Genomic DNA, 14,694 nt, shown 5'->3' with positions numbered 1-14,694 from the left:
CCCGCCCCCCCCCCCGCGCCAAGCGTCACTCCGCGTCGAACAGCCAGTCGTAGCGCTGCCTGTAAGCGGTCTCGAAGGCCAGGAACGCGGCATCGTGCTGGCGGGTGATGTCGATATCGTCCAGACCGCCCAGCAGGCAGGTCTTGCGGAACGGCGGGATGTCGAAACCATAGGCGACCCCATCCGGGCCGGTCACGCGCTGCGCGGCAAGATCCACCCGGATACGCGCGCCGGGCTCCGCATGCAGCAGGCCGCGCAGATGCAGGCAGCTTTCGGCGTCGAGCCGCACCGGCAGCAGCCCGCATTTCAGCGCATTGGCCTCGAGGATCTCGCCGAAATCCGCCGCGATCACGCAGCGGATCCCGTAGTCGAGCAGGCTCCAGACCGCCTGTTCCCGGCTCGACCCGGCGCCGAAATTGCGATCCGCGACAAGAATGCGGGCGTCGCGAAAGCCCTCCCTGTTCAGTACAAACCCCGGCGCCTCGCTGCCGTCCTTGCGGAACCGCAGGTCGTGGAAGAGATAGTCCTGATAGCCGCTGCGGCGCGGCTTGCGGGTGAAGCGGGCGGGGATGATCAGCCCGGTATCGACATTGGACATATCGAGCGGCGCGGCGGCGGCATCCAGCACAGTGAACGGCTCCATCTCAGGCTCCCATCTTGCGAATGTCGGTGATGCGCCCGGTCAGCGCGGCGGCGGCTGCGGCGGCGGGGCTGACCAGATGCGTGCGGCTGCCTCTGCCCTGCCGCCCGGCGGCGCTGCGCGAGATCGTGGCGACGCAGCGCTTTCCGGCCCCGACCGTGTCGCCGTTCATGCCCACGCACATGGAACAGCTCGCCTCGCCCCAGCCGAACCCGGCCTTGCGAAAGATCACGTCCAGCCCCTCGGCCTCGGCCATGTGCTTGACCTGGGTCGAGCCCGGCACCACGAAGGCCGGCACAACCGCGCGGCGCCCCCGGATCATCGCCGAGGCTGCGCGCAGATCCTCGATCCTTGCGTTGGTGCAGGACCCGATGAAGACCTGATCGACCGCGATGTCGGTCACCGGCGTGCCGGGCGCCAGCCCCATATAGCCCAGCGTCTTCTCCATATGGGCCCGCCGTTCCGCATCGGGCTCTGCACGCGGGTCGGGGATGCGCCCGTCCACCGGCACCACATCCTCGGGGCTGGTGCCCCAGGTCACCATGGGGGCCAGCGTGGCGGCGTCGATATGGATCTCGCGATCGAACCGCGCCGCCTCGTCCGAGGGCAGGCTGCGCCAGTAGCGCAGGGCACGGTCCCAGGAGGCCCCCCGCGGCGCGAACTGCCGACCCGCCAGATAATCGAAGGTCGTGTCGTCCGGCGCGATCATCCCCGAACGGGCGCCGGCCTCGATCGACATGTTGCAGACGGTCAGCCGCTCTTCGACCGACATCGCCCGGATCGCCGATCCCGCGTATTCGAACACATGGCCCTTGCCGCCATTGGCCCCGATCCGTCCGACGATGGTCAGGATCACATCCTTGGCGGTGACCCCCTCGGGCAAGATGCCATCCACGGTGATCCGCAGGCTGCGCATCTTGCGCTGCCAGATGGATTGCGTCGCCAACACATGCAGCACATCCGTCGCCCCGACCCCGATGGCCAGCGTGCCCATGGCGCCCGCGGTGCAGGTGTGGGAATCCCCGATGATCAGAACCGTGCCCGGCTGGACAAAGCCCAGCTCGGGCGCCACCACATGCACGATCCCCTGCCGGGGATCGTCGAGCCCGTAATGGGTGACACCGAATTTGCGGGTATTCTCGATCAGCAGCTCCACGGTCAGACGCTGGTCGGGGTTGGTGATCTCTTCGATGTCCCGCCGACGGGTCGAAATGCTCATCTGCGGAGAGGCGAGCATCTGCCGTGGACGGCGCACCGTCAGGCCGCGATCCTGCAGGAACTCGAAGGCGAAACGCGATCCTTCCTGCACGATGTGGCGCGGCACATAAAGCAGCGTCTGCCCGTCGTCCCGCTCCACGATGGCGTGGGCGTTCCATATCTTGTCATACATCGTCTCGGCCATGGGCTCCTCCCGTCCTGTCCTGTATGTCCGCATGCACCTAGAGGCGCGTCGCGCATTCGGTGGCGGCCGCGATGGCCTGTTGCGTCTTGCCCGGCGCGGCACCGTCGCCCAGAGTTTCGATCTCGCACCCCAGAGCCACGAGCCGCCGCGCGAGCCGGTCGTCACGCCGCCGCAGCCGGTAGAGAAACAGATCGTGCAGCCGCTCCGACCGCGCGAGCCCGCGCAACGGCCAGCGCCGCAGCAGCCCCGCTCTGAGCAGCAGCGGCACCACAAGGCCCAGCCCGAAACGATAGCGCGCGCCGGTCGCGAGAATGGTGACATCCGCGCCGAAAGCCGCGATCCGCGCCGCGGTCGCACGCTGCCCATAGGTGATCGCCACCCCCTCGGCCCGTGCCGCGGTTTCCAGATACCGGACAAAGCGCTCCAGCACCTCCGCCCTGGGGCGCGCCCATTGGAAGCGCGGCGCCAGCGCCGCAAGGCGCAGCGCGCCTCCGGCGGCACGGCGGCGTTCCCAGAGGGTGACCCGGTGGCCGCGCCGCGCGGCCAGGCGCGCGGCTTCCAGCCCCGCCGGCCCGGCCCCGATCACCAGCAGCTTGCGCGGCGCGGCGGCGGAGCGTTCATTCAGCTCCGTCTCGCGCCCAGCAAAGCCGTTGACCAGGCAGCTCAGCCGCCCCCCGGCGCGCACCGTCTCGATGCAGGTGTTGCACGAGATACAGGGCCGCGCCGTCTCGGCCCGCCCCGCGCGCAGCTTGTTCGGCCAGTCCGGATCGGCGATGAGCTGCCGCCCCACCGCCACGATGTCGAGTTGACCGGCGGCCAGCGCGGCCTCGGCCAGATCAAGCCGGTGGATGCGGCCCGCTCCGGCGACCGGCACCGGGACCGCCGCGCGGATCCGAGCAATCTGCGGCAGAAAGAGCCCCGCCGCATGCTCCATCGTCGGGGCCATCATCGCCTGGTTCTGCCGCGAGCCCATCCCCACGTTGACCAGATCGACCCCCGCCGCGACCGCCAGCCCCGCCAGCTCTACCGCCTCGTCGCCGGTCACGCCGCCGGGGACCAGATCGTCGCCGCTGATCCGGATGCCAAGCGCCATGCCCGGCGCGGCCGCCGCGCGGCAGGCCCGCACGACCTCGAGCACAAGCCGCAGACGATTGGGCAGCGGCCCGCCATACGCGTCGCGGCGGCGATTGGTCAGCGGGCTGAGGAACTGGTGCAGCAGCTTGCCATAGCTGGCCTGGATCTCGACCACATCGAAGCCCGCGGCGCCGGCGCGGCGCATCGCGCCGGCGCAGGCCGCCGCCACCCGTTCCAGATCGCCCTGCGTCAGATCCGCCAGTGCCTGCCTGCCGCCATCGGCACCGCGCAAAGGCGCGATCCCGATCTGCAATCCCGCGCAGGCCCCGGCGGCACGCAGACGCGCCGCAAGCCGGGACAGCCCCGCCACATGCGCGTCGGACCAGAGCGCCAGCCCGTGGCTCCGTGCCCCGGCGGTCTCCATCGGCTCCGCCATCTCGACCATGACCAGCCCGGCACCGCCACGCGCCCGGGCCTCGTAATAGGCCAGAAGTCCGGGCGAGACCTCGCCCGTCGCGCCGGCAAGCCGCGTCGTCATCGCCGGCAGCATGATCCGGTTCGGCAAAACCACCGGACCGACCGCAAGCGGCTGGAACAGAGGCGAAAGATGGGGCTGCACGTTCAAGAAGACTCGCCCTCAGACGATGGCGAGCGGCCGCAGCGGCGAGCCGGTCGCCCCGACGATGCGCAGCGGGATGCCCACATAGAGGAAGGTGTAGATCTTGGTCTCGGCCAGTTCGTTCAGAAACAGGTTCTCCATGATCGGCACCCCTGCCCGGACCAGCAGAAGCTGGTGCACCGGCCCTTCGGGATTGCGCGGCTCGAAGGCGGCGTTGTCGGCACCCACTGCGCGCACGCCCTGATCCACCAGCCATTGCGCCCCGTCCGGCGCCACCCCGGCATAGGAGGGGCCGCGATAGGCGTAATACCGTGCCTCGTCGTGGAACAGATTGGCCCAGCCCGTCCGCACAAGCGCCACATCGCCCGGTTCCAGCCGGATGCCCTGACTCTCGGCGGTGGCGGCCAGATCTTCGGCGGAAATCTCATAGCCTTCGTCCAGGAACGCCTTGCCCTTGAACCCCGCCACATCCAGCAGCCGCCCACGGCCGAAGACCGGCGTCAGCGAACAGATGTCCTTGTCGGTCAGGCCGATGTTCAGATCCTGCCGCGCGCGGGCATCGCCGCCACCGTGGATCCGGCAATCTTCCGAGACATGGCCAAGCGCGTCGATATGCGTGCCCTGATGCAGCCCCATCGCGATGATGTCGCTCGCGGCGCTGAAACTGCCCCTGACAAAATCGCTGTGCTTCTTGACCAGCGAATAGAGGAACGGCGGGTGATTGGGGCTATGTGTCATCCCCTGCTCGAACGGGTGGCCCAGTTCGTAAAAACGGCCGCTGGTCAGCAGACCCTCGATCGTGCCGGTATCGACGATGGTGTTCGACAGTTTCGTGTGCATGTGTTCGGTCATCTTGGCTTCTCCAATGCTGGCAGGTTGTGGATGGCGCAGGGCCCCAGGGCCGGGGGCGGCGGTTCGGACGGTCACGGGATAACCGCGCGCGCCGGGCGCGCGACGGGCATGCAGACCCCGCCCTTCATCACCCGACGCACCTCGCCGGCAGCGCGGATGTCGGTCAGGGGATCGCCCGCGACGGCCACCAGATCCGCCAGCTTGCCGGGCGCGATGGAGCCCAGATCGTCCTCCAGCCCCAGCATCTCGGCCCCCGAGAGCGTCGCCGCGCGGATCGTCTCGAGCGCGCTGTACCCGGCCGCGACGAGATGGGTCATTTCCACGTCCATGCGGCCATGCAGCATGTCGGTGCCAAGGGCGATTTTCACGCCGGCGGCGCGCGCATCGCGCAGCATGCCGGGCACCCGGTCGAGCGCATCCTGGAATTTCGGCCGCATCGCCTCGGCGATGCCCGGCAGCGTTGTCGCCGCCTCGATGGTGCCCACGGTCGAGATCAGACCCGTGCCCTGATGCGCCATGCGGCGGAACTGCTCTGCCGTAAGATAGAGACCGTGCTCGAGCACATCGAGCCCCGCCTCCATCGCCCAGTCGAACCCGACGCCGCCATATAGATGGGCCGAAACCTTCCGGCCCCGCCGGTGTGCCTCGTCGATGGCGGCGGCAATCTCGGCACGGGTCGGATCGGTATCCTCGGGCCCCGAATCCCGGTCGGTGATCCCGCCCGAGACGCAGAGCTTGATCCAGTCGGCCCCGCCCTTCAGCAGCTTGCGCACCGCCAGCCGCCAGCCCTCGGCGCCATCGGCCTCGAGCCCGAACTGCCAGCCATGCCCGCCGGTCCGCGTGATGGCACTGCCGACGATCAGCATGCGCGGGCCGGTCACCCGCCCGTCATCCACCGCCGCGCGGACCGCCGCCGCGATGCCGGTACAGCCGCCCATGTCACGCATCGTCGTGATCCCGCCGCTGAGCGCGATGCGGCAGGTCTCGACCCCGTTCAGGGCAAGCTGCGCATCCGACTGGCGTGTCAGCCCCTCGAACCGCGCGAGATCGGCCATGCGCAGATGCACGTGGTCATGCATATCGACATAGCCCGGCAGGACGGTGAAGGCGCTCCAGTCGCAGCGCTCGGCCACGACCCCCTCGAACGCCGTCGCCGGGCCGATGGCGGCGATGCGGTCGCCGCGGATGTGGATCATCTGACCGGCGGGCAGCGCCGGCGCGCCGGTGCCGTCGATCAGCGGCCCGCAGAGGATCAGCCGGTCGTCTGGTGGGGGCCGAAAGGTCACTTGCACGGCGTCTTGTCCTCGTCCGCTTGCGGCGCCGGGCCAGAGTCCCGGCGGCACGCCCATTCCGTCCGGGCCCCGCGCCCGGCCGTGCCACAGACAGCCGGCTCCGCCCGGCGCCCGGCCGGTGTGCGGATGTCTCGGATGTCGCTGTCATGATCGGCGGCGGTCGGCCCAGGATGTCGGCGCGCCGCTGCCTCGGGAGGACCATCGCGTTTGGCGGTCCCGCAGACAACTTATCGGCAACATTGGTTTTGCCTATGTCCGCGCCGGCGCGGGCCGCGTCGTCGATCTGCCCTGCCAACCGCCGGAACTGCCCACGCATCGGGCAAAGGCGGCGTTTTCGCAGACCGATGCGTAGGGGCATGGTGCCGATAGATTGACTCACCTTAAATCCATATTTGTATTTTTATCTGCATTCAGAATCGCGTGCGAGAGATAACAGAAAAACTCCTCCCGCGCGGCAAGCAGCGGAGAGCCGAATGAAGATTGCCATTCTGGGTGGGGGCGTCGTGGGCGTCACTGCCGCATATGAGCTTTGGAAAGACGGGCATGACATCACTCTGATCGAGAAGAACGACAGCGTCGGCACCGAAACGAGCTGGGGCAATGCCGGCATGGTCGCCCCCGGGCATTCCTTTACCTGGTCATCGCCCGCCGCGCCGATGATCCTGCTGAAATCGCTGCTATTGCCCAATCAGGCGCTGCGCTTTCGCCCCTCACTCGACCCACAGCTCTGGTCCTGGTCGCTGAAGTTCCTGCGCGAGTGCACAAAATCGCATTCGGATACAAATACGCAGAACAAGTTCCGGCTGGCCTCTTATTCGCAAAGCATCCTGCACGAAACGCTTCGCGCGCTCGACATCGCCTATGACCGCATCGACCGGGGCGTTCTGTATTTCTACCGCACCCCCGCGCGGCTGGCCGCCGGCATCGAGCACATGAGAATCCTCGAGCGGCTCGGCCAACGGCTCGAGATCCTCGATCGCGCCCAGGTTCTGGCGCTGGAGCCCGCCCTGGCCTCGGTCGGCGAGAAGATCGCCGGCGGGGTGTATTGTCCGACCGACGAGACCGGGAGCTGCACGCGCTTCACCGCCGCGCTCGCCGGGCATCTGGAAAAGAACGGCGCCGAGATCCGCACCGGCGAAACGGTGCTCTCGATCGAGACGGAGGGCGACGAGGTGACCTCGGTCACCACAAGCGCCGGCACGCTGAAAGCCGATCTTTACGTGCTTGCCCTCGGCAACGGCAGCGCCGCGCTGTCGCGCAAGATCGGCGAGCCGCTGCCGATCTATCCGGTCAAGGGCTATTCGCTGACCCTGCCCATCGGCGACAACCCGAAACCGCCGACCATCGGGTCGGTCGATGAGGAGAACCTGGTCGCGATCTCGCGTTTCGGCAACGAGGTCCGGGTCACCGCCACCGCCGAAATCGCCGGTTACGACCGCAGCCACAAGCCCGCGGATTTCACCTTCATGGCCTCGGTCGCGCGCGAGCTTTATCCCGAGGGCGCCGATCACGACCGCCCGCATATGTGGGCGGGGCTGCGGCCGATGACCCCCACCAACCTGCCGTTCATCGGGCGGCGCAAACACCGCAACCTCTGGTACGATACCGGGCATGGCCACATCGGCTGGACCATGTCGCACGGCTCGGCCCGGCTTCTGGCCGATGCCATCGCCGGGCGGCCCGCCGCGCTCGACCTCGCCACCATCAACGATAGCTGAGGCCCGTCATGCGAGAGACTTGCGATTTCACCGATCTGGGCACCCTGCCCTGCACCCTCGATGGCGGCGCCGCCGCACGCGCCGCCATCGGGCTTCTGGTCCTGGCCACCGACCAGACGATGGAGCTGGAATTCCGCCGGCTGCTGCCGCTCGACGGGGTCGGGCTGTACTGCACCCGGGTCTTCAACGATGTCGAGATCACCACCGAGGCGCTGCACGCCATCGGTCCGCGCATTGCCCCGGCGACCGAGCTGATCCTGCCCGGGCTGCCGCTCGACGTGGTGGGGTTCGGCTGCACCGCCGCCACCATGGCGATGGGCGAGGCGCGCATTTTCGAGGAGATCCGCAAGGTCCGCCCGGGCATCGCCTGCACCACCCCGGCGACCGCCGCCGCCGCCGCCTTCCGCGCGCTCGGATCGCGACGGATCGGCGTGCTGACCCCCTACGCGCCCGAGGTCAACGAGGTGGTACGCGGCTACCTGACCGAAAAGGGCATCCCCGTCGCCGCCTTCGGCACCTACAACAAGCTCGACGATCGCGAGGCGGCCCGCATCCGGCTCGAGTCGATCCAGGAGGGCGTGGCGGCGCTGGCCGCCGCGACCGATCTGGATGCGGTGTTCATTTCCTGCACCTCGCTGCGGCTGAGCGAGCAGGTCGCGGCCATCGAGGCCGCCGCCGGGCTGCCGGTGACCTCCAGCGACCACGCGCTGGCCTGGCATTGCCTGCGTCTGGCGGGGATCGACGACGTCATTCCCGGCGCCGGGCGGCTCTTCACCTTGCCCGCAGCGTGAAGCCGCGCCAAAACGCAGACATGCCGGGTACGCCCGACCTTCCGGCGCCCGCCTTTCCCTGGCGGGCCCGATCCCACGGCGAAACGCCGTTCGACAACCAAGGAGACTGAAATGACCGAAGTGAAACGCCTCGATGTGGGCCCCCGGATGAGCCAGGCCGCGATCCACGGCAATACCGTCTACACCGCGGGCCAGGTGGCTCTGGGCGCCCCCGGGGCGCCGGTCGCCGAGCAGACCAAGGACATCCTCGACCGGCTCGACGCCCTGCTGGAACAGGCCGGCAGCAGCAAGGACAAGCTGCTCACCGCTACGATCTGGCTGGCCGATATGTCGACCTTCAACGAAATGAACGCGGTGTGGGACGCCTGGGTCACCCCCGGCGCCACCCCGTGCCGCGCCTGCGTGGAATCGAAGCTCGCCGCCCCGGATTTCACCGTGGAAATCCAGGTCATCGCCGCGCTCTGAACCCCGTGGTGCAAGGTTTGGGAACGGGCCGGATGCGGCCCGCTCCCCTTTCTGGTATCTCTGCCCCGAACAGTTCCAAGGACCAGAGCATGAGCAGCACCGACGCCCCCGCAAAGCCCGCCCGCACCAAGCCCCGCAAGGCGTCTGGCGGCAGCCCCCGGGGAGCGGCGCTGCGGCGGACCTACGAAGGGCTGCGCGATCTGATCTTTTCCTATGAAATCAAACCGGACGAACGGCTGAATGAAGGCGATCTCGCCAAGCGCTTCGGCGTCAGCCGCACCCCGGTGCGCGAGGCGCTGAACCGGCTGGTGATGGAAGATCTGCTGCGCTTCGAACCCGCACTGGGCTATTACCGCCCCAAGATCGACGCCGACGAGATCGTCAACCTCTACGAGCTGCGGGTGATCCTGGAGACCGAGGGCGTCCGGCTGGCCGTGCAGCGGGCAACCGACGACGAGATCGCGGCATTGCAGGCGGACTGGGCGCGGTTCGACATCTGTAGCGACAAGACCAGCCCCTCCGAACGCATCGCTGCCGACGAACATTTCCACGAGCGGCTGGTCGGGCTCAGCCACAACGACAAGCTGGTCGAGGCGCTGCGTCGGCTGAATGCCCAGATCCATTTCATCCGCTGGGCGCCGAGCGAGGCGGATCAGAACCATCGCGACAGCTATCGCCAGCATGGCGACCTGCTGTCAGTGCTGCGCGAACGCGACGAGGCCAAGGCCATCGCCACCCTGCGCAGCATCATCGTGCGCCGGCAGGAAGAGCTGTTCGACATTCTCAAGGAAGGCGCGGCCAAGCTGTTCATCTCGCACACCGGGCGCAGCGCCGCCACACGCGACAAAGGCGGCGCCTGACCAGCCCCCGCCACCGGCCATTTTGCGCGCGCCGGCGCGGTCACCGCCGTTTCCGGCTCGCATATCGCCGCGTCATCGGGTTATGTGCGGGAGCCTCTCTGCGCCCCCTCCGACCGAGGGACGTGCAGAGGAACGACAGGTAGACGGCAAGGGCCACTTTGCGACAAAGGCTAGGATGAGGCAGTGAAGCGCGCCTTCCTTCATATCGGGATGCCCAAGACGGGCACCACCGCGATCCAGACGGCGCTGGACGCGCATGGCGCGTTGCTCCTGAAGCACGGACTGGTCCATCCGAAGACGGAGCACTGCAACACGCCCGCGGCGATCGCGCTGTTCCATCCGCAAGGCGCCGACCATCATCACCTGCGGAAACGCGCCATCGACCGGCCGAAGGCTGCGTCCCTCGCCACGGCGCTCTGGGAGCAGATCCAGGTCGCCAAGGGCGATGTGGTGCTCTCCTGCGAATATCTGTTCAACATCGGTGCCGCAGCCGAGACCGTGGCACAGCGTTTCGAGGAGGCGGGGTTCACGCCGGTCTTCGTCTGTTACGTCCGGCACCCGGTCGATGCCGCGATCAGCGCGGCGCAGCAATCCATCAAGATGGGCTACCGGCGTCTGGCCGAAACCGTCAAGGATCCGCGCTGGCACAATCAGAAGACCGCGCTCTCCGCCTTTGTGGCGACCGGCCGGGATCTGGTGGTGCGCGACTTCGCCGAGGCCAAACGCAACGGCGCGGCACAGGATTTCCTCTCTACCCTGGGCTACGACGCGCTGGCCAGGGAGATCCCGCGCGAACAGGTGAACGAAAGCCTGACGATGGACGGCGCCCTGCTGGCGGAGATCCGCGCGCGGTTCGAGCAGGAATACGGATATGCGCCGTTCCAGGCCCGGCTGATCTTCGAGATCGGTGGCACGAAGTTCACCCTCCCCGAAAAGGCGAAACAGGCGGTGCGGACGACCTCGCGCGAGGAGGTGCGGTGGATTTCCGAGACCTTCGGCATCTCACTCGCGGAATCGGCATCGGAGGCGCAATATTACGCGCGCCTGTCGCCCGAAGCTGTCCTCAAGCTGCTGCACGCACAGGGAAAACCAGGCCTCGTCCGACGCCTGATCGGCTGAGTGCGGGTCATCACCAGCCGGGCCACGGGCCGTGCGGTGCCAAGGGGTCCATGAGCGGCCGTATACGAAGGCCGCACTCACAGCGGCTTTGAAAAGCCTGGCAGTCCGTGATCCTCCGAATTTCGGGACGAACGCCCTTCGGCGTCATTTCAGACACTGTCCGCCGGCATGCTAGAGGTGACAGAAAAAGCGTCGAGCCACAAACAGCCTGAAGTCGCGCATCGCGCTAGGCCGATCAAAGCTGGTGCGGTCGAGAAGACTCGAACTTCCACGGGAGTTACCCCACAGCGACCTCAACGCTAACGTGCTTCGCACTATCAAGCCCTCAAAATTAAAGAATTTTTCCGGCTAGGCTGCGTCTACCATGATCCAATTGCATCCAGCGCACTGATAGCACCTTGGGGCCGAATCCTGCAAGATGTGTGCCAATGTGTGCCAAAATGTGTGCCAATCCAAACCGCCCGAGTAGCCTAGCTTGCCCACTCCCATAGGATGTGTGATGGTCAATCCAAAGTGGGGTGAGCCAATGTCAGAGTGTATTAGCTGCGGTGGGAATTTGTCATTCTGGCAAGGGGATCAGCATAGGCGTTGCAAGGATTGCATATCTGCCGATAAGTGGCCTGAAGGTCATCCACATTACTCCATCGAGAGCCAACGTGAACAACAAGCTTCTCGGGAGCGAGAAGAAAGTATAACCAAAATTCTCCTAACCACAGAGACAGCACCTGACCTGCCCATCACCGAGCGTATAGAGATCGTCACTGCTGAGTGTGCCTTTGGCATGAACATCTTCAAGGACCTGTTTGCGGGTGTCCGGGACATTGTAGGAGGACGGTCCGAAGCCGTTCAGAAGACCATGCGAGACGCCAGAAGAACCGCCCTCTATGAACTCAAGAGGGAGGCCCATGCGGTAGGTGCCAATGCCGTTGTTGGTGTTGATTTGGACTACGTAGAACTCAGCGCGGCAGGCAGCATGGTGATGCTTGTGGCGTCTGGTACCGCTGTCCGTCTACAATGCGTCAACGAGGGTCAATAGAGGCATTGAAGCAACAACGAACTTCGTAGAGTTGTGACTGCGATCAATCGCTTGTAGCGTGGCACAACTCCATGGGAAATTGTCTACACTAGGCGTGTAACAAGTCCATTCCTATGTCAACGCGCTGAGCATAATGGATGAGTCACCTACAAGCAGGGAAATTTGCAATGGTTGCGAGACTATTTATTGGGTTCTCTTTCGGGCTTCTAATGGCAGGCGCCGGGCTTTTCCTACTTGTCCTGGGTTTTGAACCTCAGTCCAACAACGCAATCCTGATCTCTTATATAATTCTCTTCGGTTTAGTCATTTTTGGCGTCATTCTCGCGGTCACTTCCACTAGCATAAGGAGTCTGATCTCTAAAGGACTGCTCATCCTCGGCGCTTCTGTATTCTTCATTCCAGTCGCTGCACTTGTATATTGGTTTCGAGAAAAGGCAGCACCATTCGGAATATCTGAAACTTCCACTGAGAAACTAGTCATTTTCAGCACCATCGCGCTTTTCTTAGGAATAGTATTGATGGTTTTTGGTTCAGCAATGAGGGCAAACCGCCCCTAAGCCACCACACCGACGCAGCGCTAAGACTTGGCCCCTGACTGGAGAGAGACATGAGAATTTATGTTCAGCACGCTGGAGGTTTGTGCACGACCTACTTTGAGATAAAACTTCCGGAAGTAGGACAACCTTACAAGGGAGAAATAGTTGACAAGGTAGTGCCCCATGACCCTCCAAGAAATGGATTCGACGCCTATATCCACCTCAAAAAAGCTTTGTAAAATTTTCATCTAGAAGCGACAGGCCACTGCAAGTTCAAATTCAGCCCCACCCGCTTAAACGCGAGAGGGACCCATCGTTTTTCGCGAGGTCCTTACCATCACTGAAAACGCAACTTACCCGTTCAAGATGCGATGCACGGACATGCGACTAATACCCATCTGGTCAGCGATTTTGTAGGTAGACAACCCCTCAGCCTTCAAAGCGTGAACTTGGTCTCGGTCGATGCTGGGCTTCCTGCCCTTGTACACCCCTTTGATCTTAGCCTTGGCGATCCCCTCAGCCTGACGCTTGCGGATAATATTGCGTTCGAACTCGGCAAAGGCCCCCATCATCTGAAGTTGCAACCTAGCGAAGGCATCTTCCTTGTCAGCAGAGAAGGTCAGGCCCTCCGAGAGGAAGGCAATAGAAGCGCCCTTGTCGTTGACGTGCTGGATAATGTCCTGAAGGTCCCTCAGGTCACGGGCAAGGCGGTCGATAGAGAAGACCACAACACTGTCACCCTCTCGGATGTAGTCCAGGAGCGATTGCAGCGCTGGGCGATCCTTGGCGCTCTTGCCTGACAGCTTCTCTTCAAAGACCTTATCGACCTGCCCGAGGTCCTGACGGTCCAAGTTCTGACCCACACTGCTAACGCGACGATAACCCACAACAGCCATAGTAACCTCCAAGGTGGTAACTTTTGAATCTAGACTAATGTGATTCTAGTATCATTAGCAAGAAAAATGATCCTATTGTTACCACCAATCCGGTAACAAGCACCAGTAACGCTAGGCTCTACTCAAAAGGTATCCGGGAGAGGCGAAGGCAGGCAGGGAACCGGCGTCTTGTTCCAGCTTGTGGCACGGTCCAGCGCGTGGCCTTCAAGGACTGACAGAACTGCCCTCAACCAGCACAACTAATTCAATAACTAGAATGTATTTGACTTTCTCTGCACCCCATACTAATTATCGAGAACGCGCTCGATAGCATCAGGAGAGACCTGAGTTTAGCTCCAGCGCAATAGGCTATAAGCCACCCGGAACCCGCCCCGAAAGGATCGCGGGATTTTCTGTGTCAAATGCTTGGGCGCGTGAGCGGCCATGCTTCCCTACATCATTGATTGAATAGCCCTGAGGCCCAGCCTCTCTGAAGGGCCAATACCTATTGGAGAAACCGAATTTGAAAGACGAAACCAAAACACCCAAGATCAAAGAGTCAAAGTTCTACGGCGAACTATGCAAAGCTGACATAGTAGTTCCGAAGGCCTTCAAGCCGAAGGACGAATACACAAATGGATATGTAGATGGCCTTCTTGAGGAACTTGGCTTCAGGCTCAAAGAGATGCGCAAGACAAGCCGAGACAAGCACCACTACATCATCTCTGATTTCCTCATTGGTTGCAGGTGGGCGCAAACAAAGAATGGCCTGATCTCATGGGTAGGTAGGAGCGAGTTCTACTCAGGCGGGGCCTATGGTGCCGACACCATGCGAAAGGTGAAGGACGCTCTCGAAAGTAAGGGCCTGATCTGGATGGTGCAGAAATCCTCAAGATTTGATAAGTTGGCACGGGTTTATAGCTATGACTCGGAGCTGGCCCCAGACTGGCTTGAGTTCACACATCATGGCCTCGGTGAATGCGTTGAAGTCCGAAGTGCCAAGGACACATGGGACACTGGCAAGACTGAGACTGGCGGAAAGAGGATTCCCCGCAAGAAGTTCTTGGGGCAGATTGAACCTCTGGAAGCCCAGATGAAAACGATTAACAACTGCCTACTCAAAAACCCCTTACAGTTCTGGGACGGACGTGAGTTTGCTTGGTCTAGGAGGATTTTCAACAATGGCCGCTTGGATCATGGCGGCAGGATTTATGGGCCTTGGCAAACTGCACCTGAAGAGGAAAGGCTTGCATCCACGATCAACGGTTTCGATGTTTGTGAGATAGACTTAAAGGCTAGTTATCCATCTATCATCAATGCTGCCCTAGGGAACGTCTGATCTACCGTTTTGGCTGTGCCGATTTCCATGCAATCGGGCTTTGATTTAGCATACAGGGACCGATTTTGGGCTCGTA

At 63.7% G+C, this 14,694-nt stretch carries 14 protein-coding genes; 8 read left to right on the top strand and 6 right to left on the bottom strand.

The window, feature by feature from the left end:
* Positions 1-25: 25 nt before the first annotated feature.
* From leuD to M4578_RS25075, 5 genes are all read right to left on the bottom strand, one after another.
* A complete protein-coding gene (gene leuD / locus M4578_RS25095) occupies positions 26-643 on the bottom strand; it encodes a 3-isopropylmalate dehydratase small subunit (RefSeq protein ID WP_258095869.1) in 618 nt (205 codons plus the stop codon).
* 1 nt (position 644) lies between these two features.
* Positions 645-2,042, bottom strand: a complete 1,398-nt coding sequence (gene leuC / locus M4578_RS25090; protein ID WP_258095868.1) for a 3-isopropylmalate dehydratase large subunit — start codon at positions 2,040-2,042, stop codon at positions 645-647.
* Positions 2,043-2,079: 37 nt separating this feature from the next.
* Entirely contained in the window at positions 2,080-3,735 is a 1,656-nt protein-coding gene (locus M4578_RS25085; RefSeq protein WP_258095874.1) for an oxidoreductase, read from the bottom strand.
* Positions 3,736-3,753: 18 nt separating this feature from the next.
* Positions 3,754-4,587: a cyclase family protein gene (locus M4578_RS25080; protein ID WP_258095867.1), complete on the bottom strand. Its 834-nt coding sequence runs from the start codon at positions 4,585-4,587 to the stop codon at positions 3,754-3,756.
* 71 nt (positions 4,588-4,658) lie between these two features.
* The gene (locus M4578_RS25075; RefSeq protein ID WP_258095866.1) at positions 4,659-5,879 is read right to left on the bottom strand and encodes an amidohydrolase family protein; all 1,221 of its coding nucleotides are present in this window, start codon (positions 5,877-5,879) and stop codon (positions 4,659-4,661) included.
* Between the two features lie 473 nt (positions 5,880-6,352).
* Here M4578_RS25075 and M4578_RS25070 point away from each other — a divergent pair, with 473 nt between their 5' ends.
* The 7 genes from M4578_RS25070 to M4578_RS25040 all read left to right on the top strand — a co-directional run bounded on the left by M4578_RS25070 (position 6,353) and on the right by M4578_RS25040 (position 12,425).
* Positions 6,353-7,597 (top strand): D-amino acid dehydrogenase, encoded by a 1,245-nt coding sequence (locus M4578_RS25070; RefSeq protein ID WP_258095865.1) that lies wholly within the window; start codon positions 6,353-6,355, stop codon positions 7,595-7,597.
* 8 nt (positions 7,598-7,605) lie between these two features.
* Positions 7,606-8,388, top strand: a complete 783-nt coding sequence (locus M4578_RS25065; protein WP_258095864.1) for a maleate cis-trans isomerase family protein — start codon at positions 7,606-7,608, stop codon at positions 8,386-8,388.
* A 111-nt stretch (positions 8,389-8,499) separates the two neighbouring features.
* A complete protein-coding gene (locus M4578_RS25060) occupies positions 8,500-8,853 on the top strand; it encodes a RidA family protein (RefSeq protein WP_258095863.1) in 354 nt (117 codons plus the stop codon).
* Positions 8,854-8,942: 89 nt separating this feature from the next.
* The gene (locus M4578_RS25055; RefSeq protein WP_258095862.1) at positions 8,943-9,713 is read left to right on the top strand and encodes a GntR family transcriptional regulator; all 771 of its coding nucleotides are present in this window, start codon (positions 8,943-8,945) and stop codon (positions 9,711-9,713) included.
* Between the two features lie 183 nt (positions 9,714-9,896).
* Positions 9,897-10,832, top strand: a complete 936-nt coding sequence (locus tag M4578_RS25050) for a sulfotransferase (protein WP_258095861.1) — start codon at positions 9,897-9,899, stop codon at positions 10,830-10,832.
* 499 nt (positions 10,833-11,331) lie between these two features.
* Entirely contained in the window at positions 11,332-11,868 is a 537-nt protein-coding gene (locus tag M4578_RS25045; RefSeq protein ID WP_258095860.1) for a YbjQ family protein, read from the top strand.
* 137 nt (positions 11,869-12,005) lie between these two features.
* Positions 12,006-12,425, top strand: coding sequence for a hypothetical protein (locus tag M4578_RS25040; RefSeq protein WP_258095859.1), 420 nt, complete (start codon positions 12,006-12,008; stop codon positions 12,423-12,425).
* Positions 12,426-12,757: 332 nt separating this feature from the next.
* Here the strand turns inward: M4578_RS25040 and M4578_RS25035 are convergent, their stop codons facing one another.
* The gene (locus M4578_RS25035; protein ID WP_258095858.1) at positions 12,758-13,300 is read right to left on the bottom strand and encodes a recombinase family protein; all 543 of its coding nucleotides are present in this window, start codon (positions 13,298-13,300) and stop codon (positions 12,758-12,760) included.
* Positions 13,301-13,802: 502 nt separating this feature from the next.
* On the opposite strand from M4578_RS25035, the gene M4578_RS25030 reads away from it, so the two are divergent.
* Entirely contained in the window at positions 13,803-14,618 is an 816-nt protein-coding gene (locus M4578_RS25030; RefSeq protein ID WP_258095857.1) for a hypothetical protein, read from the top strand.
* Positions 14,619-14,694 lie beyond the last annotated feature (76 nt).

It is taken from the genome of Salipiger pentaromativorans, from assembly GCF_024721115.1.
Lineage (GTDB): Bacteria > Pseudomonadota > Alphaproteobacteria > Rhodobacterales > Rhodobacteraceae > Salipiger > Salipiger pentaromativorans.
This window is presented reverse-complemented; position numbering and strand designations above follow the sequence as displayed.